This window comes from Novosphingobium lentum NBRC 107847, from assembly GCF_001590965.1.
Classification (GTDB): domain Bacteria; phylum Pseudomonadota; class Alphaproteobacteria; order Sphingomonadales; family Sphingomonadaceae; genus Novosphingobium; species Novosphingobium lentum.
This window is the reverse complement of record NZ_BCTW01000038.1, coordinates 1-18,339: the sequence shown is the minus strand read 5'-3', so window position 1 is coordinate 18,339 and position 18,339 is coordinate 1. Positions and strand designations below refer to the sequence as shown.

The window sequence follows — 18,339 nt, the reverse complement described above, 5'->3', positions numbered from 1 at the left end:
GGGCCTTGGCCATCGCGGTGGTTTCGGACGAGTAATCGGTGTCCTGGATGCGCGAGCGGGCGTCGGACAGGTTGGTGGCGTTGCTGGTCAGGTTGTTGATCGCCGATTCGAGGCGGTTCTGCCCGGCACCGAGCGAGGCGCGGTTGGCGGTGATGTCGGCCAGCGCGGTGTCGACGTTGGTGATCGTGGTGGCGGCCTTGGTCGCGTCGGTCACGTCGAGCGCGGTGGCGCTGATCTTGGTGCCGTCGATCGCCGTGCTGGTCAGCGTGACCACGTCCACGGTGTTGGCGCCGGTCTGGATGTCGAACGTCTTGTCGGTGCCCGCGGTCGTGCTGAACAGCACGTTGCCGTTGAACTTGGTGTTGGCCAGCACATCGCCGACCTGCTGCGTCAGGTTGGTGACTTCCGACTGCATCGCGGTGCGATCCGAAGCCTGATAGGTACCCGACTTCGACTGCACGGCCAGTTCCCGCACGCGCTGCAGCATGTTGGTGACTTCGGACGCGGCGCCTTCGGCGGTCTGCGCCAGCGAAATGCCATCGTTGGCGTTGCGCACGCCCTGGGTCATGCCGCGGATTTGCGAGGTCATCGAGGTGGCGATGGCGAGGCCGGCGGCATCGTCCTTGGCCGAGTTGATGCGCATGCCGGTCGCCAGGCGTTCCTGCGCGATGCCGAGCATCTTGCTCGCCATGTTGGAGGCATTGGTGGCGCGGATGGCGGAGATATTGGTGTTGATGACAGTCACTTGGAAGCTCCAGCATTGTGCGCAACCGGCGGTCCAGCCAGCGGTCGCGCAGTTCGACTGTCTTCCTGAACGACCGTTACCAAGCATAGTTAAGTGTCGTGGTTAAAAATTGTTTGCGCAGGCCAGCAATGACGGTCGCGCGCGCTTACCCCGCCGGCATCTGCTGGCTGGCGCAGTGGAAACCCCCGCCGCCCGCCAGCACCGCGTCGGCCATCAGCCCGATCGTGGCGCGACCGGGAAACTGCGCCGCGATGGCGGCGACACCCGCTTCGTCGTGGGGTGAGCCGAAGATCGGCACGACCACCAGGTCGGTAGCGATCACGAAGTTCATGTAGCTGGCGGGCTGCACGAAATCGCCTTCGCTGATGCGGCCGGGCGACGGCACGGTGACCACCTCCACCCCGAAGGCGCGCGCGCGTTGCGCAGCGTCGGCATAGATCGCGGCGTTGGGGTCATCCGGCCCGGTGGCCTCGGGCAGCGCCAGCCGGTTGGGCGCGACAAAGCGGGCAAGGTTGTCGACATGGCCGTCGGTGTGATCGTTGACCAGCCCGTCGCCCAGCCACAGCACGCGGGTGTAGCCGAGGTCTCGCGCCAGCCGCGCCTCGATCTCGCCGCGCGACAGGGTGGGGTTGCGGTTGGGGTTGAGCAGGCACTGTTCGGTGGTGACGACCAGCCCGGTGCCGTCGCCATCGAGCGCGCCGCCCTCCAGCACCCAGTCGCACTGCGTGGCGGCCAGCCCCGCGCTGTGGGCAAGGTCGGCGCCGATCGCCTCGTCGCCCGCCATCAGGTACTTGCCGCCCCAGCCGTTGAACCCGAACAGCCGCGCGGTTCGCTTGCCGCCTCCATTCACGCCGCCCTCGCCCGTGACCACCAGCGGCCCGGTATCGCGCAGCCACACATCGCCATAGACGCGCCGCTCCAGCGTGACCGCCGGGCTGGCGAGCGAGGCCGCGCGCGCCGCGTTCGCCGCATCGCGCACCACCAGCCGCACCGGCTGCCCGGTATCGGCCACCGCACTGGCGAACGCGGCAATCTGCTCCTGCGCGCGCGCCAGCACGCCGGACCACTCCGCCTCATCATGCGGAAAGCCGACCCACAGCCAGTCCTGCGGATGCCATTCGGGGGGCATTGTATAAATTGACATATGTATATTCTCAAAATATACATCGAATCGACATTGAGGAGGCGTTCGATGGGCAAATATGATCCGCTGACCCACTATCTCGAAACGCGCCCGGAGGAAATCTGGGACGCGCGATTTGCCGAGGTTGAGCGCGTGTTGGGATTTCCCTTGCCGCGCAGCGCGCACGAATATCCCGCGTGGTGGGCCAACCAGGAACCCGGCCACAGCCAGACCCAAGGCTGGCGCGGGGCAGGCTGGGAAACCAGCCAAGTCGATCTTGCGTCCAAGAAGGTCCGCTTCACACGACGGAGCAATAGATCGAAGCCCCGTCCAGCACCCGAAGCGGGTCTGGTCGGCAGCAAGGCCTCCGATCTCGAACCACTGTTCCAGAAGGCCATCGCAACGACCGGCATTGCGGACCGCGCCGTCCTGATGCGGATGGCGCTCGAAGCCTTGATCCAGGCGGAAACGGCCAGATATCTCGATGGCATCGGCGGCACCGATCCCATGGCGAAGGCACCGCCGCGCAGGCGTTTCACATGGCGGTCGTGATCGACACGTCGGTCTGGATCGAGCATTTCCGGCAAGCCCGGCCCGAGATCGCCGCATTGGCCGGCGCGGGCGATCTGTTGATGCATCCTTTCGTCATCGGCGAACTCGCGCTCGGTTCGGTGCCCGACCGTGAGCGGCTGCTGCGATTTCTGGGAGCGCAGCGCTCGATTGATCCGGCCGCCCCTGCCGCGTTGCTGGTGTTCATCGACGAACACCGGCTTCACGGCAGCGGTATCGGTTATGTCGATGCGCAGCTTCTCAAAGGCTGCCACGACCATGCTGCGCAACTGGCGACGCTCGACCGCCGCCTTGCCCAACAGGCTGACAAGCTGGGCCTGCTCTACGCGTCCTGACGGTCACTTCCCCGCCAGGCTGTCATCGCGCACCTTGCGGAATTCGTCGGTGGGGTGCCAGTTGGGCCAAGTCGTCGAAGTCGCCAGCGCGTGGCCGAGCGCGTAGTAGACGCCGACATCCTCGGTGATGCCCGACCAGTCCCAAGTGGGCGAATACTGGTCGCTCGGCTGGTGGTAGCGGTGCTTGTTGTAGTCGTCGGCCGCCGCCTCACCCGCCGCCGTGCCGCCGTTGAGCAGATCCGTGCCGCGCGCAATGTCGAACATCGGCACGCCGCGCTTGGCCAGGCTGAAGTGGTCCGAACGGTAGTAGTGCCCGCGCTCGGGATGGTCCTCGGCGGTTTCGGTCAGGCCTTTGGCGGCCAGCGTCTGGCGGAAGATCGCGGTGAGGTCGGACTTGTCGCCGCCGGTCATGCTGTAATCCTTGGCCACGCCGGCGGGCAGCAGCGCGTCCATGTTCACCCCGCCGACGGTCTTCGCCAGCGGAAAGACCGGGTGGCGGGCGTACCATTCGGAGCCGAGCAGGCCCGATTCTTCGAGCGTGACCGCCAGGAACACCTGGCTGCGCGGCGCGGGGCCGGCTTTCACGTTGGCCTCGGCCAGCGCGGCGAGTGCGGCGACGCCGGTGGCATTGTCGACCGCGCCGTTGCAGATGCCGTCACCGGTCGCGTCCGCCTTGCAGTGGCCGAGATGGTCCCAGTGCGCCGAGTACAGCACGTATTCGTCACGCCGCGAGGTGCCGGGCAGGATGCCGACGACGTTGTGCGAGGTCGACTTGCGGATCGCGTTGTCGAACGAGAGGCTGGCCTTCAGCCCCAGCGGGACCGCGTGAAAGCCCTTCTGTTGTGCTGCCGCCGTCAGCGTGGCGAGGTTCTTGCCCGCCGCACCCAGAATCGCTTCGGCCACCGGCTTCTGGATCCAGCCGTTGGCGACCGTCTGGTCCATGCCGTTGTTGGCCGACTGCACGAAGTATTGCGCGCCCGACCAGCTCGACTGCACCACGTTCCAGCCATAGGCGGCGGGGAACGTGTCGTGCACGACCAGCGCGGCGGTGGCGCCCTGCCGTGCCGCTTCCTCGAACTTGTAGGTCCAGCGGCCGTAGTAGGTCATGCGGCGGCCCTTGAAGAGACCGTCCTGGCTGTCCATCGCATAGTCGGGATCGTTGACCAGGATCACTGCGGTCTTGCCGTGCATGTCGATGCCCGCATAGTCGTCCCAGCCCAGTTCGGGGGCGTGGATGCCATAGCCCACGAACACCAGCTCGCTGTCCTTCACGTCGGTACGCGGCACGGCGCGGTAGCTGCCCGCGACCATCTCGTTGCCATAGGCGAACTGCAGCGGCGTGGCACCGCCGGTGACCGTCAGGCCCGACTGGTGGCTGGCGGTGATCTCCACCGTTGGCACGTCCTGCAGCCAGCTGCCGTGGTTGCCCGGCTGGAGCCCGGCGGCCTTGAACTTCGCGATGATGTAGCCGGTCACCTTGGGTTCGACGGCGGTGCTGGGTGCGCGGCCTTCGAACGCATCGGACGCCAGCGTCTGCACCATCGCCTTCATCAGCGGCACGTCGATCGCGGGGGTACGGGTGGCGGCGGCATGCTGCACCGAAGCGGCGCGCGCACGGTGGTGCGGCGCTATCTTGGCCGAGGCATCGGCGGTGCCGAGCGACAGGCTGGCGCAGGCCGCGAGCAGGGCGAAACGACGGATCTGACGAGAAGTGGATAGCGATGGAAACACAGGTGCGACCTTTCGAATGCGGAAATCCGCGGCCGCGATCGGGCCGCGCATGATGCCCCAACGATGGCAGAGCGATTTCGGCCACGCAAGGCGAGCGCGCTTGATCGCGGCGGAGCAAGCGGGCAGGCAGGCAGCCATGCAACAGGCCGCGCCTTCCGCCGACTGGACCGATGCCCTGCGGCGCGCGCGCCGACACGCGCCGTTCCTGTCGCGCGCGCTGGATTGCCTGCCCGAACTGGAGGCACTGCTGGCCGCCGGACAGTTCGAGGCGGCGATGGCGCAGGCGCTCAGCGCGGGCGACGGTGCGCCCGACGTCGGCAGCGCGTTGCGGCGCGAGCGGCTGGCGCTGGCGCTGGTCGTGGCGGCGGGCGATCTGGCGGGCGCGCTGCAGCTGACCGGGGTCGTGGCACTGCTGTCTGCATTTGCCGACCGCGCGCTCGACGCCGCGATCGTGGACGCCATCGTCCAGCGCACGCCCGATGCCGATCCGGTGGGCTTTTCCGCGATCGCGCTGGGCAAGCACGGCGCGCAGGAACTGAACTATTCGTCCGACATCGACCCGATCCTGCTGTACGATCCGGCCCGCCTGCCCCGCCGCGAGCGCGACGATCCGGGCGAGGCGGCGCAGCGCATCGCCCGCCGCATCGTCGATACGCTGTCGACCCACACCGCCGACGGCTATGTGTTCCGCGTCGACTTGCGGCTGCGCCCCGCATCCGAGGTCAGCCCGCTGGCGCTGTCGTTTGAGGCGGCGATCACGCATTACGAATCGAGCGCGCTGGCGTGGGAGCGCGCCGCCTATATCCGCGCCCGCGCCGCTGCCGGCGATATCGCAACGGGCAACGATTTCCTGGCCACCGTCCGCCCGTTCGTATGGCGGCGCAGCCTCGATTTCGGCGCGATCGCGGAGATCGGGCGGCTGACGCGGCGCATCCGCGAGCACTATTCGGGCGGGCAGGCCGTGCGCCCCGGCTACGACCTGAAGCGCGGGCGCGGGGGCATCCGCGAGGTGGAATTCTTCGCCCAGACGCACCAGCTGATCCATGGCGGGCGCATTCCCGCGCTGCGCCTGCGCGGCACGCGCGCCTCGCTCGATGCGCTGGCGGCGCACGACATCATCGCGGCAGACGATGCGCTGGTGCTGGGGCAAAGCTATGACCGGCTGCGCACGATCGAGCATCGCCTGCAGATGGTGGGCGACCAGCAGACCCACCACCTGCCCGCCGACGCCGCCGCGCTCGACAGCGTGGCGCAGCTTGACGGACTGGCCGATGGCGCGGCGCTGGTGGCGGAACTGGCGGCGATTTCCGAGGTGGTCGGCGCGCGCTACGATGCGCTGATCGAAAGCATCACCCCCGCCGGTGCGGTGGTGGTCGAGGCGCTCCCGCTGCGCCACGAGCTTCAGGCGCTGGGCTTCGACGACCCGGCTGCGATGGAGCGGCGGATCGACGGCTGGCTGGGCGGCAACATCCGCGCGCTGCGCAGTGTCGAGGCGCGCGCCGCGTTTGCCGGGATCCGCCCGCAATTGCTCAAAGCGCTCGCCGAAGCGCCGGACCGTGAGCGTGCGCTGCTGCGGTGGGAACAGCTGCTGGCCAGCATGCCGTCGGCAATCAACGTGCTGCGCCTGCTGGAAGCGCGGCCGGGGCTGCTGACCATCGTCATGCGCATCCTGGCCCATGCCCCGCTGCTGGCCGACGAGCTGGCGCGGCGCAGCGACCTGCTCGACACGCTGATCGATCGCAGCGCGTTCGACCTGCCGGGCAGCGTGGCCGAGATCGCGCAAGCGCTCGCGCATGGCGAGGACGGCGACGACTACCAGCGCCTGCTCGATACCGTGCGGCGGCGCGTGGGCGACATCCGCTTTTCACTGGGCGTGCAGTTGATCGAAGGCCAGAACGGCCAGCAAGCAGCGCGCGATCCGCTGGAAATCGCCGCAGCCTTGGCGCGGGTCGCGGAAGCGGCGCTGGCGGTCCTGGCCGATGCCGCGATCGCCGAATTTGCTGAGGCGCACGGCCATGTTCCGGGCAGCGCGATCGTGGTCCTCGGGCTGGGCCGGTTCGGCGGCGGCGCGCTGACCCACGCGTCCGACCTCGACCTGGTGTTCCTGTTCAGCGGCGAGCACGGTGGCGAATCCGATGGCCGGCGGCCGCTGGGATCGACGCTGTACTTCAACCGGCTGGCGCAGCGGATCATCGCCGCGCTGAGCGTGCCCACGGCGGCGGGCGCTTTGTACGAAGTGGATACGCGGCTGCGCCCCTCGGGTGCGCAAGGGCCGATCGCGGTCAGCCTGTCGAGCTTTGCGCGCTACCAGCGCGAAGATGCGTGGACGTGGGAACACATGGCGCTGTGCCGCGCGCGGCCCCTGTACGGCAGCACCGGCGACATTGCCGCGCTGCAGGCGATCATCGACGACGTGCTGTGCGCTCCGCGCGATCCAGGCAAGCTGGTGGCCGATGCGCTGGAGATGCGGCGCGAAATGGCGCGGCACAAGGCACCCAAAGGCCCGATGGACGTCAAGCTGGCACGCGGCGGGCTGGTCGATCTGGAGTTTGCGGTCCACGTGCTGCAACTGCGCCACGGCATCGGGCTCACCCCGCAACTGGGCGAGGCGGTGTCGCTGCTGGCAGACGCCGGGCTGCTGCCCGCCGCGACGCGCGCCGCGCACGGCTTGCTCACGCGGTTGCTGGTGGTGGTGCGGCTGGTCGCGCCCGATGGCGCCTTTCCGCCCGAATCGAGCCGCCGGATCGTGGCCGAGGCTTGCGGGATCGACAGCTGGGACGGCTTGCTTGCCGGGCTGGACCACGCCAAGGCAGACGTCGCCGCAGCATGGCGCGCGGCGTTCGGCAGCGCATTGGAGGACGAGACATGAGCGAACCATTCGGTCCGGGTGACACGATGCCCGACGGGACGATGACCGCGCCCGACGGCAGCACCGTCCGCCCCGCGGATTTTGCCGGCAAGCCGCTGGTGGTGTTCTTCTACCCCAAGGACGACACGCCCGGCTGCACCACCGAGGCCAAGGACTTTTCCGCGCTGGCCGGTGACTTTGCCGCCGCCGGGGTCGCGGTGCTTGGGGTGAGCAAGGATCCGCCCGCCAAACACGCGAAGTTCATCGCCAAGCATGACCTGACCGTGCCGCTCGCCACCGATGCGGAAAACCACGGCCTGTCCGATGCGCTGGGCATCTGGACCGAAAAGGCGATGTACGGCCGCACCTACATGGGCATGGTCCGCACCACCTACCTGATCGGCAGCGACGGCAAGATCGTGCGCGTGTGGGACAAAGTGAAGGTCAAGGGCCACGCCGACGAGGTGCTGGCAGCGGCACAGGCGCTCTGACCATTTCCATGGCGGAACACGACGGCTCGGTAGCGGCGGCGATCCGTGCGGCGCTGATGATCGCGGAACCGCGCGACAAGGCGCTGGCGACGCGGGCGGTCGCGCGCGACTTTGCCGCCGGGCGGCTGTCCTTCCGGTTCGACGTCGCGATGCCCGATCGGCCGGCGCGGCCCGCCGAACCGGTGCTGCTGGCGCCCACCGCCATGCCCCGGCGCGGACGCGGCGGATCGGAACGCGGGCGCATCGCCTTGTTGCACGCCATCGCGCACATCGAATTCGTCGCGATCGACCTTGCGCTCGACATGGCCGGGCGGTTCGGCGGAGGACGCGGGGCCGAGTTCGTCAGCGACTGGCTGTCGGTCGCCGCCGATGAGGCGATGCATTTCGCGCTGGTCGAACGCAGGTTGCGCACGCTGGGCAGCCGCTATGGCGCGCTGCCTGCGCACGATGGCCTGTGGGACGCCGCGATGGACACCGCGCACGATGTTGCGGCGCGGCTGGCGATCGTGCCGATGGTGCTCGAGGCGCGCGGTCTGGACGTGACGCCGGTGATGATCGAGCGCTTCACGGCGGCGGGCGACACGACCAGCGCGCGCATCCTCAAACGAATCCTTGACGATGAAATCCGCCATGTGCGGTTCGGCACAAAACACTTTGCGATGGTGTGCGATGAACGCCGAGAATCGCCTGACGATTTCTGGAAATGCTTGGTCGCACGGCACTTTCGTGGCGACCTGAAGCCGCCATTCAACGACTCGGCGCGCCAACGGGCCGGTCTGCCGCTGGTTTCGGCCTGCGTACTTGCCTTGTAAATCTTTAGGCAGCTAACCCCGAATGCACGAGATGGCGGGGGGTTCCGACCAACTCTGAAATCGATCAAGCGGCCCGGCAGATACCCTGCATGGCCACGTGGTCTGAAGTTTTGCTGCGATGCAGCGCGACGCGACAAAGGGTGCAGCAAGCCACCCGATCGCGTCGAAAAAAGGTTGGTCGGGTCTCAATGTCGCAAAACATGTTTCTCAAGTTTGCATTCGGCGCCATCGCCGCTTCGGGGTTTGCCGTAACCGCCACCCCGGCCCTGGCCAGCAGCGCTTCTTCCGCCGACATCGCCGCTCCGCTTCGCGCTGCCGAAGCGTCGAAGACCACGGCCGACACCGGTGACGAGGAATTCCGCCGGCTGTTCTCCAGCTGGCAGGCGCTCGACAGCCACTCGATCCAGAGCCCGGTCACGCGCAGCGGCAGCGTCTCGATCCCGTCGCTGATGCCGGTTTCGGGCGTCCACCTTACCAGCGGTTACGGCATGCGCTGGCACCCGGTGCTCGGCGGCCGCCGCCAGCACAAGGGCGTCGACCTCGCCACCCCGGTCGGCACCCCGATCCACGCTTCGGCCGACGGCGTCGTCGGCAAGGCCGACTGGTTCGGCGGCTACGGCCTCTATGTCCAGATCGAACACGGCGGCAATCTCGAAACCCGCTACGGCCACATGTCGCGCATCGCGGTGGCCGAGGGTGAGCACGTCCACAAGGGCGAAGTGATCGGCTACGTCGGCACCACCGGCCGCTCGACCGGCCCGCACCTCCACTACGAAGTGCGCGTGAACGGCGAAGCGGTTAACCCCATCCCCTACATGCAGGGCGGCGAGACCAAGCTGCTCGCCAGCAACGACCCGGCAGAGGGTCGCGGCGGGCCCGACTGAACGGGCGCGACTGATCAGGCCCGATTGACAGACATTCGCCACCGGCGCAAAGCCGGGGCACCAGATTGCATCTTGGAGAGGGTGCAAGGAAAAAGGCGGCGAGCAATCGTCGCCTTTTTCTTTTGGGGGCGGGGGGGTGGATCGACAGGACTGAATGCCCGAGATCAGTCGCGGAGCAGGATCGTCAGCCACTCTATGGATGCGCTTCATCCCACCCGAACACATCTTCGATACCGACACCGAAGATTCTAGCGATGCGAAATGCACTCTCCAGACTGGGCGAATAGCGGCCTTGCTCAATCGCGATAACGGTTTGCCGCGTCACACCGATGGCATCGCCGAGGGCGGCCTGGCTCATCTGGCCATGCGTTTCGCGCAGTTCACGAACACGGTTGGTGATCGGCGGGCTTTTGCCCACGGTCAGGAATTCCGCCGGATCAGGACAATCTGAAAAGCGTATTCAGCGATCTGGGACACGATCAGGCTCGCCATGATCATGTGGAACAGCAGAATGCCATCCTGCTGGTAGACGAAGCGCAGCAGCGAGGTGGCCGCCCCCGCTCCCAGAACGATCCCCGACCAATGCCCAGCCCGATCGAGCAACGGCTTTTCCCGTTCGTCGGCAGGGGCACTGGCGGCTTTCGGCGCGAGAATTGCCATCGCCGCCTGGACCACCACGGACACTGTAACTACCAGTAGTGTGAAGGGGATGAATAGGGACACTGGTGGCGTTGCCTGGCCAATCCCCCGCGAGGCCGCCAACGCGATATCGACATAGTAAAGGCCCGCTGCCACCATCAGCGCGCCCATCACCCACGCCGATTTCTCTCTGAACGACATACCGCTCTCCATCGTGTAAAAAATATTTGACATGAGTGGGCTGCCAAGGGGGACATGTCAAATATTTTTTACACGATGGAGATCTTCTTGCGTGATGTGCCCGGCCCCTCAGCCGAAAAGAATACCCTTCCCGAACGCAATCCGCTCGCGGATGTTGCCGCATCGGGTTTGGGGCGCTGGCATGGAGACGCGGGCTTTGGGGCGTGGGCTTTGGGGCGTGGGCTTGGGGGGCGTGAGCCTGAAGGCGCGGGTCCAGTGCGGCGCACCCCACCCCACCACCCCACCTTTCCCGTTGCGCGCTTTAATCGATCGGTTAATCTTGCATCGACGCGGCCGCCAAGGGCCGGGCAGCGAGAGGATTGCCAGCGATGCGCCACCACCCTTCGGCCCATGCCGAGACCCGGCCCGATCGGGCGGCGGTGATCATGGCCGGCAGCGGCCGGGTCGTGACCTATCGCGAGCTGGACGAGGCCAGCAACCGCTTTGCCCACTTGCTGCGCGCGCGCGGGCTGCAGATCGGCGACACGGTGGCGTTCTGCCTGGAGAACGAGGCCGAGTTCTTCGCGCTGTGCTGGGGCGCGCAACGCGCCGGGCTGGTCTATGTCGCGATATCCTGCCGCCTCACCGCGCCCGAGATCGCCTATATCGCCGGCGACAGCGGGGCCGGCCTGCTGGTGGGGTCCGCCGCGCTCGCCACGGTGCTCGATGACGTGGCGCGGCTCGCGCCAGCGGTGCCGCAGTTGCGCCTTGGCGGCAGCGGCGCGCTCGATCTGGGCGCCGCGCTGGACGCGATGCCCGCCACGCCGGTCGCCGACGAGCGCGCCGGGCGCGACATGCTGTATTCCTCGGGCACCACGGGCAAGCCCAAGGGCGTGCTGGTGCCGTTGCCCGAAGACCCGGCGATCGGCGGCGGCAATTCGCTGATGGCGCTGGCGAGCGACGCGTTCGGCATCGGCGGCGACGCGGTGTATTTGTGCCCCGCCCCGCTCTACCACGCCGCGCCGCTGCGCTGGTCGATGACCGTGCACCGGCTGGGCGGCACCGTGGTGGTGATGGAGAAGTTCGATCCCGAGGCCGCGCTGCAGGCGATCGAAACCTACCGCGTGACCGACAGCCAGTGGGTGCCCACGCATTTCGTGCGGCTGCTGAAACTGCCTGCCGAGGTGCGCGCGCGGTATGACCTCACCTCGCTCAAATGCGCGATCCACGCCGCCGCGCCGTGCCCGGTGCCGGTCAAGCAGGCGATGATCGACTGGTGGGGGCCGGTGCTGGCCGAATACTACGCCGGGACCGAAGGCAACGGCTTCACCTTCATTTCGACACCCGAATGGCTGACCCACCCCGGCTCGGTCGGGCGCGCGCTGCGCTGCACGGTGCGGATCTGCGACGAGGCGGGCGACGAAGTGCCGCCGGGCACCGAAGGCCAGGTGTTTTTCGAGGGCGGCACTCCGTTCAGCTATCACAACGACCCCGCCAAGACCCGCGAGGCGACCAACCGGCACGGCTGGACCAGCCTGGGCGACGTGGGGCGGCTGGACGAGGACGGCTACTTGTACCTGACCGACCGCAAGAGCTTCATGATCATCTCGGGCGGGGTCAACATCTACCCGCAGGAGATCGAGAACCTGCTGATCACCCACCCCAAGGTGGCAGACGTTGCGGTGATCGGCGCGCCCGATCCGGATCTGGGTGAACGCGTGGTCGCGGTGGTCCAGCCCGCCGACATGGCGCAGGCCGGGCCGACGCTCGCGCGCGAGCTGGCCGACTGGCTGGCGCCGCAGCTGTCACGGGTCAAGCAGCCGCGCGCGATCGACTTTCGCGCCGAACTGCCGCGCGAGCCGACCGGCAAGCTGTTCAAGCGCCTGCTGCGCGAGGAATACCGCGCCGCGGCGGTCGCGGCGGCGTGAGTGGCGGATAGCCGCTTGGGATTGATATGAACCGCTCATCCTGAGGAGCCCCGTTGATTCAGGCCTCAGCTCGCCGGCTGCGGGTGCCGGGGCTCGAGGATCAGCGTGCCGCCTTCCACGCGCCAGCCTTTCAGCCGCGAGAGGAAGTTCATGCCCAGCACGTTGAGCCCGCCGGTCGATCCGGTGACGATCGCATCGAGATCGCGCGCCACCACCGATCCGAAGCGCAAAGTCCCGATGTGGCCCAGCTGCGCCTGGATGGTGCCGTTGGCGGTGCGCACGATCACCGGCAGGCGCAGCGGATCGGGCGCGATGCCGGCGGCGCGCGCCGCATCGTCGGACAATGCGGTAACCGTGGCGCCGGTATCGACCATGAACCGCTGCGCCGATCCATCGACCTCGGCCTCGATCCAGTAATGCCCGTCGGATGACAGCGGAATGCGGGTTTCGGTGCCAACCACGGTCTGCGCGGGCAGGCCCAGGTTGGGCGCCAGCGCATCGAACGCCGGATCGAGCCGCACCAGCCGCAGGCAGGCCACCGCCAGCACCGCGATCAGCCCCAGGTTGCCCAGCGTGCGCAGGAAGCGGCCCGTGGACGGCAAGCGCCGCCCCAGCAACCCGCCGACGATGCCCAGCACAATCGCCCCCAGCGCCACCAGCACCAGCGGCGGCAGCGACGCGACCCATGCGGGCGGTGCCGGCAACCGGCTGATGAAGGTACGCAGGGAGGTCACGCCGGATGCCATGCCACAGCCAAGCTTTCGCTAAACTGAGCGAAACTGTCAGAAAACCGGGCTAAAGCGGGGTAATGTGGTATCGGGCCGGATCGGGCGGGAACGCCTTCGACCCCGCCCGGTTGCATCCCCGACACCCTCTCCCCGCGACCGGATTGCCATGACGCTATTGATCAACACCAGCCTGGCCTATTATTTTGCCATGCCAACCGATTTCCTGCTGCAGATCGAAGCGGCGATGATTCCCGAACAGTTCATCGAAAACGCCGCGATCGCCTGTACGCCGACCGAGCATTTCACCCGCGTGGCCGCGCAGGATGCGATCGGCGACCGCATCTGGGTGCGGCACGAAGGCAAGTTCGAGGCGACGTACAGCGCGCGCGTCAGCGTGCATCGCCTGCTGGCCGACATCTCGATGCTCGAAGCGGTGCCGCCGCACCAGCTTCCCGGCGAGACGGTGCAGTACCTGATGGATTCGCGCTATTGCCCGGCGTGGCGCTTCCAGTCGTTCGTCGAGGCCGAGTTCGGCGGGTTTACCGGCGGCATGCGCATCGCCGCGATGCGCGACTGGATCGCGCGCTGGTTCAGCTATGTCCCCGGATCGAGCGACGCCAACACCACCGCGCTCGACAGCTTTGTCGAGCGGCGCGGGGTGTGCCGCGACTTTGCCCACGTGATGATCTCGTTCGCGCGCGCATCGGCGATCCCGGCGCGCTTCGTCAGCGTTTATGCGCCCGACGTGATGCCGCAGGATTTCCACGCGGTGGCCGAAGTGTTCCTCGCCGCGCCCGACGGCAACGGCGGCACCTGGCAGCTGGTCGATGCCACCGGCATGGCCAACCCGGCGGAAATCGCCAAGATCGGCGTGGGCCGCGACGCCGCCGACGCCAGCTTCCTCAGTTCTTACGGTTATGCCGAACTGATGGACAAGCAGATCACGGTGACGCGGACATAATCTGTCCACTGCCGTGGATGCGGCACCGGCCCGCTCCCCCGCCCGGCCACCCATAAGATATCCTGTCGGGTGGCCGGGCGGGGGAGCGGGCCGGTGCCGCAACTGTTTCAGCAAAGCTGAAACAGACAAAATCGCCCCTCAAACCGGCCAGTCGATCGCGCGGATCCTGCCGTGGCCGAGGCGGGCCAGCGCGGCGTCGGCAATTCCCAGCGCCAGTTTCGCCCGGCGTTGGCGCCAGCGCGGTGTGACCATCCCTGCGGCATCGCTGGACGAAGCGCGCGCCGGGCCCATCATCCGCGCCTCGAAATCGGCGATGAGTGCGTCATTGCGGATCACCGCGACGATGTCGCTGCTGGTGCGGTGGCTGGCGAAGTTGAAGTTGCTCGATCCCAGCACCAGCGCATGGCCATCGATCAGCAGCGCCTTGGCGTGGGTCATCTCGGCCAGCAGGTGCAGGCGGATGCCGGCGGCCTGCGCCACGCCGGTCAGGTAATCGCGGATCACCGGCTTGTTGTTGGGCGCGGGCGTGTAGAGATCGACTTGCGCGCCGCCCCGCGCGGCGGTGGCCAGCGCTTCGACGAACGGCATCGTCGGGTAGGCGCTGATCATCTCCACCGAGGTGCGCGCGCCCTCCACCAGATCGAGCAGCGGGCGCATCAGCGCACCGTTGGTCGTGCCATCCAGGCTGATGAGTTCGAGATCGCCGAACGTGCCGGTCGATCCCGCCGGTCGTCCCGCCCAGTCGCGTTCGAAATCGGCGACGAGAAAGTCCACCACCGAGCGGTCGGCGATGCGCAGCATCAGGTCGTGCCACGCGAAGTTGTGGTCGGAAAAGTTGATCCCGCCGATAAAGGCGACATCGTCCATCACCAGCAGTTTTTTGTGGTTGCGCAACGGGTAGCGCAGCGGATTGCCCAGCACCGGATTGGTGATCCGCACGCCGACATCGCGCGCGGCCAGGTTCGCGAACATCGCCAGCGTCGCCTTGGCTTCTGCCCGCACCGACGCCGGGCGCGCGGGCAGCGGCAGCATCGTGTCGTTGATGACGTTGCGGCTGTAATCGTCGACCAGCACGCGCCGGTCGGTGGCGGTGGCCGTGTCGATCGCGTCGGCGACCGCAGCGCCGGCGGTGTCGCATTCGAACGTCATCGCCTGCACCAGCACGCGGCGGCGGGCGGCGGCGACATCGGCACGCGCGCGCGTCCAGAATGCGCCGGAACCGATCAACAGGTCGTAACGGGAAGCAGGATCGGTCACCGGCACGGCGCTTGCCAGCGACGCGCGCGCTACGCAAGCCGGGCGACCGAACAAACCTGTACGCAACGGAAATGGTAACCAAACCGGTCTATCGACCGCCGGGTAAGGATTGCGTGCGCGCACGTCCCGGGGCGGGACGAGGGGGCAGGCCCCACTCGCAATTTTGCGCCAGTGCGCTATCTTGCGCCGATCAATGGAGCGTTTCGACATGGCAGGTTTCGGCGGTCTGGCGATTTTTCAGAAGCGCATCGTGCAGGTATCGCTGGGCATGGTCGCGATGGGGCTGGCGTCGGCGCTGGCGTTCCACACCGGCCAGGACGTGGCGCAGACCTTTTTCGATCGTGGCGACGGCGCTCCCAAGAAGGCGGCATCGGTTGCCGTCGCGCCGGCCAGCACAGCGCCAGCTTCAGCCGCCGCCGGTTCCGCCGCAAAGCCCGATCCGCAGCTGGCCGCCGCCGTGCCGGCCGATTCCCCGTTCGTCGTCAAAAGCATCCTCAAGATCGACGGGCCGATCAAGTTCGGCCAGTATTTCTGGGACGAATCCAAGGCCCCCGCCACCGGGCCGGTCGTCATCACGGTCGATCTGCAGGCGCGCACGCTGTCGATGTTCCGCGACGGGCACGAGATCGGCGCCGCCGCGATCCTCAAAGGGTATGGCGACAAGCCGACGCCGGTCGGCACGTTCCCGATCCTGGGCAAGGACGCCGATCACCACAGCAGCATTTACGACAACGCGCCGATGCCGTTCACCATGCGCCTGACCAACGACGGCGTCTCGATCCACGGCAGCAAGGTGGAACTGGGCTATGCCACCAACGGCTGCGTCGGGGTGCCCGAAGCGTTTGCGAAGAAGCTGTTCGGGCAGGCCCGCGTCGGTGACAAGGTGATCATCACCGACGGCAAGCGCATCGGCGTGGGCGATCCGATCATCGCCAATACCGCGCCGGGGGCGGGTCCGGCCTAAGTCCGCCGCGCACCGCATCGGCCAGCAGCAGGGCTGCGATTATCGCTTCGCCGGAACTTCGGTGCGGTTATAAGGTTGGGCAATCTCGATGGCGGCCGCTTCTCGCCGTCATAAGGAACCCGACATGACACAGACCGCCGCCTGGGGCACCGTTGCCGCCGACCAGCCGATCACGCCCATGGCGATCGACCGCCGCGCACTGCGCGACGACGACGTGGCGATCGCCATCCAGTTCTGCGGCGTGTGCCATTCGGACCTCCACCAGGCGCGCAACGACTGGGGCGGCTCGCTCTATCCGCTGGTGCCCGGCCACGAAATCGCCGGCGTGGTCAGCGCCGTGGGCGCAGGCGTCACGGGCTTCAAGCCGGGCGACCGGGTGGCGGTGGGCTGCATGGTCGACAGCTGCCTGGAATGTGAGCCCTGCCGCGATCACGAGGAACAGTATTGCGAGCGCGGCATGACCGGCACCTACAACGGCAAGGACCGCCGCGACGGATCGCCGACTTATGGCGGCTATTCGAAGTCGATCGTGGTGCGCGAGGAATTCGTGCTGCGCGTGCCCGATGCACTCGATCTGGCGCGCGCCGCGCCGCTGCTGTGCGCGGGCATCACCAGCTATTCGCCGTTGCGGCAGTGGGGCGTCGGCCCGGGCAGCCGGATCGGCGTGGTCGGACTGGGCGGGCTGGGCCACATGGGCGTGAAGCTGGGCGCGGCGCTGGGCGCGGAGGTGACGATGATCACCACCTCGCCGGGCAAGGCCGCCGACGCGCGGGCGCTGGGGGCCAGCGACGTGCTGATCTCGACCGACGATGCGGCGATGCAGGCCGCGCTGGGCCGGTTCGACTTCATCCTCGACACGGTGCCGGTCAGGCACGATGTCCAGCCCTATCTCAAACTGCTGAAGCGCGACGGCAGCCTGGTCATCGTCGGCGCGATCGCCAAGATCGAACTGCACACGACGTTCCTGCTCGGCGGGCGCAAGCGGCTGTCGGGATCGGGCATCGGCGGCATCCGCGAAACGCAGGAGCTGCTCGATTTCTGCGCCGAGAAGGGCATCCTGCCCGATTGCGAGATGATCCGCATGGACGAGATCAACCACGCTTACGAACGCATGGAGCGCAGCGACGTGAAGTATCGCTTCGTGATCGACATGGCGACGCTGTAACGGCGCTGCAAAGCCGATGGCGGCGGCGGGTCAGACGATCTCGAACCCGTCGCCCAGCGCACCGCGCAGCTTGTCGAGCGCCTGCGATTTGAGCTGGTGGACGCGCGGTACGCTGACGTCCAGCACTTCGGCGATTTCGGCCAGGTTCAGTTCCTCGACGAAATAGAGCTGGATCACCGTCTGCAGCCGCTCGGGCAGACCGGCGATGGCGCCAGCCACCTGCCCGCGCATTTCCGCGTCGGCCAGCAGCGCGAAACTGTCGGGCCCCTGATCGGCGAACGCCATGTCGCTGTCCGAATAGCTTTCGTCGAGCGTTTCGAAACGCAGCGGTTCATTGGCCGCCTGCAGGCTGGCGAGTTCGCCTTCGCTGATGCCCATCGCGGCGGCCAGTTCGGCGCTGCCCGGTTCGCGGCCGAGGTGCACGGCCAGCGCCTCGCTGCGCTCGCGGATGATCCGGCGCCGGTCCGCCGCCCCGCGCGAAATCGGCCGGGCACGGCGGATCTGGTCGACCATCGCGCCGCGCACGCGCAGCTTGGCATAAGCGGCAAAGCCGTCCTCGCCCGGGCCGGCGTGGCGCTGCGCGCATTCGGTCAGCGCGACCAGCCCGGCCTGGACCAGATCCTCGATCTCGATCCCCGCGCGCCCCGCGCCGTGAACGTGCCACGCCAGCCGCCGCACCATCGGCAGGAAGCGGCGGATGCGATCGGCCTGATCGCCGCGATAGGCTTGCGCGGCGCCGCGGTTGCGGGGGCTGAAACTGCCTTGATCATGCTTCATGCGGCAACGCTTTCTGGCTGCGAATGGGCGGGCGACAGGGGTTGAGGTGCTTCTCCGCCGACCACCGAGATGACCTCGATCGGCTGGGCGGGCGGCAGTTCCGAAATGGACAGGACCAGGCAGGTCGGCGCGCGCTGGCGCAGCAGCGCCGACAGCGCGCGGCGGGCGCGCGGCTGCACCACCAGCGCGATGGGTGCGCCC

General features: G+C 67.8%; 19 protein-coding genes. 10 read left to right on the top strand and 9 right to left on the bottom strand.

All coding sequences use genetic code 11. The features are described from left to right. Positions 1-745 (bottom strand): flagellin N-terminal helical domain-containing protein (locus NL2_RS20360; protein ID WP_068078464.1); only part of this gene is annotated, 745 nt, incomplete at its 3' end. Positions 746-890: 145 nt separating this feature from the next. Continuing rightward, positions 891-1,889: an agmatine deiminase family protein gene (locus NL2_RS20355; RefSeq protein ID WP_068078461.1), complete on the bottom strand. Its 999-nt coding sequence runs from the start codon at positions 1,887-1,889 to the stop codon at positions 891-893. Positions 1,890-1,937: 48 nt separating this feature from the next. Here NL2_RS20355 and NL2_RS21710 point away from each other — a divergent pair, with 48 nt between their 5' ends. Both NL2_RS21710 and NL2_RS20345 read left to right on the top strand, forming a co-directional pair. Further along, positions 1,938-2,420: a DUF7662 domain-containing protein gene (locus NL2_RS21710; protein ID WP_068078458.1), complete on the top strand. Its 483-nt coding sequence runs from the start codon at positions 1,938-1,940 to the stop codon at positions 2,418-2,420. Beyond that, on the top strand, positions 2,408-2,773 hold the full coding sequence (locus NL2_RS20345) for a type II toxin-antitoxin system VapC family toxin (RefSeq protein WP_068078455.1): 366 nt from the start codon (positions 2,408-2,410) through the stop codon (positions 2,771-2,773). The genes NL2_RS21710 and NL2_RS20345 overlap by 13 nt, the downstream gene beginning before the upstream one ends. A gap of 3 nt (positions 2,774-2,776) precedes the next feature. Here NL2_RS20345 and NL2_RS20340 read toward each other — a convergent pair whose 3' ends face one another. Next, positions 2,777-4,504, bottom strand: a complete 1,728-nt coding sequence (locus NL2_RS20340) for a M28 family metallopeptidase (RefSeq protein ID WP_439646913.1) — start codon at positions 4,502-4,504, stop codon at positions 2,777-2,779. A 136-nt stretch (positions 4,505-4,640) separates the two neighbouring features. On the opposite strand from NL2_RS20340, the gene glnE reads away from it, so the two are divergent. The 4 genes from glnE to NL2_RS20320 all read left to right on the top strand — a co-directional run bounded on the left by glnE (position 4,641) and on the right by NL2_RS20320 (position 9,539). Continuing rightward, positions 4,641-7,373, top strand: a complete 2,733-nt coding sequence (gene glnE, locus NL2_RS20335) for a bifunctional [glutamate--ammonia ligase]-adenylyl-L-tyrosine phosphorylase/[glutamate--ammonia-ligase] adenylyltransferase (RefSeq protein WP_068078451.1) — start codon at positions 4,641-4,643, stop codon at positions 7,371-7,373. After that, positions 7,370-7,843: a peroxiredoxin gene (locus tag NL2_RS20330; protein WP_068078448.1), complete on the top strand. Its 474-nt coding sequence runs from the start codon at positions 7,370-7,372 to the stop codon at positions 7,841-7,843. Before glnE ends, NL2_RS20330 begins: the two co-directional genes overlap by 4 nt. An 8-nt stretch (positions 7,844-7,851) precedes the next feature. Beyond that, positions 7,852-8,655 carry a ferritin-like domain-containing protein gene (locus tag NL2_RS20325; RefSeq protein ID WP_068078445.1) on the top strand — a complete coding sequence of 268 codons (804 nt, stop codon included), beginning with the start codon at positions 7,852-7,854 and terminating at the stop codon, positions 8,653-8,655. A gap of 200 nt (positions 8,656-8,855) precedes the next feature. Beyond that, positions 8,856-9,539 carry a M23 family metallopeptidase gene (locus NL2_RS20320; protein ID WP_245647791.1) on the top strand — a complete coding sequence of 228 codons (684 nt, stop codon included), beginning with the start codon at positions 8,856-8,858 and terminating at the stop codon, positions 9,537-9,539. A gap of 193 nt (positions 9,540-9,732) precedes the next feature. Here the strand turns inward: NL2_RS20320 and NL2_RS20315 are convergent, their stop codons facing one another. Next, complete coding sequence (locus NL2_RS20315; protein WP_068078439.1) at positions 9,733-9,957, bottom strand: helix-turn-helix transcriptional regulator; 225 nt, start codon at positions 9,955-9,957, stop codon at positions 9,733-9,735. Positions 9,958-9,959: 2 nt separating this feature from the next. Beyond that, positions 9,960-10,379, bottom strand: a complete 420-nt coding sequence (locus NL2_RS20310; protein ID WP_245647790.1) for a hypothetical protein — start codon at positions 10,377-10,379, stop codon at positions 9,960-9,962. Between the two features lie 368 nt (positions 10,380-10,747). Here NL2_RS20310 and NL2_RS20305 point away from each other — a divergent pair, with 368 nt between their 5' ends. Next, a complete protein-coding gene (locus NL2_RS20305; protein WP_068078432.1) occupies positions 10,748-12,286 on the top strand; it encodes an acyl-CoA synthetase in 1,539 nt (512 codons plus the stop codon). Positions 12,287-12,351: 65 nt separating this feature from the next. Here the strand turns inward: NL2_RS20305 and NL2_RS20300 are convergent, their stop codons facing one another. Further along, positions 12,352-13,020 carry a retropepsin-like aspartic protease family protein gene (locus tag NL2_RS20300; RefSeq protein ID WP_245647789.1) on the bottom strand — a complete coding sequence of 223 codons (669 nt, stop codon included), beginning with the start codon at positions 13,018-13,020 and terminating at the stop codon, positions 12,352-12,354. 160 nt (positions 13,021-13,180) lie between these two features. Here NL2_RS20300 and NL2_RS20295 point away from each other — a divergent pair, with 160 nt between their 5' ends. Continuing rightward, on the top strand, positions 13,181-13,975 hold the full coding sequence (locus tag NL2_RS20295; protein ID WP_068078429.1) for a transglutaminase-like domain-containing protein: 795 nt from the start codon (positions 13,181-13,183) through the stop codon (positions 13,973-13,975). A gap of 138 nt (positions 13,976-14,113) precedes the next feature. Here NL2_RS20295 and NL2_RS20290 read toward each other — a convergent pair whose 3' ends face one another. Then, a complete protein-coding gene (locus NL2_RS20290; RefSeq protein ID WP_169799567.1) occupies positions 14,114-15,232 on the bottom strand; it encodes a phospholipase D-like domain-containing protein in 1,119 nt (372 codons plus the stop codon). 208 nt (positions 15,233-15,440) lie between these two features. On the opposite strand from NL2_RS20290, the gene NL2_RS20285 reads away from it, so the two are divergent. After that, the gene (locus NL2_RS20285) at positions 15,441-16,196 is read left to right on the top strand and encodes a L,D-transpeptidase family protein (RefSeq protein ID WP_068078467.1); all 756 of its coding nucleotides are present in this window, start codon (positions 15,441-15,443) and stop codon (positions 16,194-16,196) included. A 124-nt stretch (positions 16,197-16,320) separates the two neighbouring features. Continuing rightward, positions 16,321-17,361, top strand: coding sequence for an NAD(P)-dependent alcohol dehydrogenase (locus NL2_RS20280; protein WP_068078424.1), 1,041 nt, complete (start codon positions 16,321-16,323; stop codon positions 17,359-17,361). Positions 17,362-17,391: 30 nt separating this feature from the next. On the opposite strand, the gene NL2_RS20275 is transcribed toward NL2_RS20280, so the two are convergent. Together NL2_RS20275 and NL2_RS20270 are read right to left on the bottom strand one after the other, a co-directional pair. Beyond that, positions 17,392-18,138, bottom strand: a complete 747-nt coding sequence (locus NL2_RS20275) for a sigma-70 family RNA polymerase sigma factor (protein ID WP_068078421.1) — start codon at positions 18,136-18,138, stop codon at positions 17,392-17,394. Further along, positions 18,135-18,339, bottom strand: a 205-nt coding sequence (locus tag NL2_RS20270) for a hypothetical protein (protein ID WP_157083302.1), incomplete at its 5' end; no start/stop codon positions are given. The genes NL2_RS20270 and NL2_RS20275, both read right to left, overlap by 4 nt.

What these genes read in the sequence shown, in the direction of transcription:
- NL2_RS20355 (WP_068078461.1), bottom strand. Translation starts at nt 1,889, where the DNA reads ATGTCAATTTATACAATGCCCCCCGAATGGCATCCGCAGGACTGGCTG.
- NL2_RS21710 (WP_068078458.1), top strand. Translation starts at nt 1,938, where the DNA reads ATGGGCAAATATGATCCGCTGACCCACTATCTCGAAACGCGCCCGGAG.
- NL2_RS20345 (WP_068078455.1), top strand. Translation starts at nt 2,408, where the DNA reads ATGGCGGTCGTGATCGACACGTCGGTCTGGATCGAGCATTTCCGGCAA.
- glnE (WP_068078451.1), top strand. Translation starts at nt 4,641, where the DNA reads ATGCAACAGGCCGCGCCTTCCGCCGACTGGACCGATGCCCTGCGGCGC.
- NL2_RS20330 (WP_068078448.1), top strand. Translation starts at nt 7,370, where the DNA reads ATGAGCGAACCATTCGGTCCGGGTGACACGATGCCCGACGGGACGATG.
- NL2_RS20325 (WP_068078445.1), top strand. Translation starts at nt 7,852, where the DNA reads ATGGCGGAACACGACGGCTCGGTAGCGGCGGCGATCCGTGCGGCGCTG.
- NL2_RS20320 (WP_245647791.1), top strand. Translation starts at nt 8,856, where the DNA reads ATGTTTCTCAAGTTTGCATTCGGCGCCATCGCCGCTTCGGGGTTTGCC.
- NL2_RS20310 (WP_245647790.1), bottom strand. Translation starts at nt 10,379, where the DNA reads ATGTCGTTCAGAGAGAAATCGGCGTGGGTGATGGGCGCGCTGATGGTG.
- NL2_RS20305 (WP_068078432.1), top strand. Translation starts at nt 10,748, where the DNA reads ATGCGCCACCACCCTTCGGCCCATGCCGAGACCCGGCCCGATCGGGCG.
- NL2_RS20295 (WP_068078429.1), top strand. Translation starts at nt 13,181, where the DNA reads ATGACGCTATTGATCAACACCAGCCTGGCCTATTATTTTGCCATGCCA.
- NL2_RS20285 (WP_068078467.1), top strand. Translation starts at nt 15,441, where the DNA reads ATGGCAGGTTTCGGCGGTCTGGCGATTTTTCAGAAGCGCATCGTGCAG.
- NL2_RS20280 (WP_068078424.1), top strand. Translation starts at nt 16,321, where the DNA reads ATGACACAGACCGCCGCCTGGGGCACCGTTGCCGCCGACCAGCCGATC.
- NL2_RS20275 (WP_068078421.1), bottom strand. Translation starts at nt 18,138, where the DNA reads ATGAAGCATGATCAAGGCAGTTTCAGCCCCCGCAACCGCGGCGCCGCG.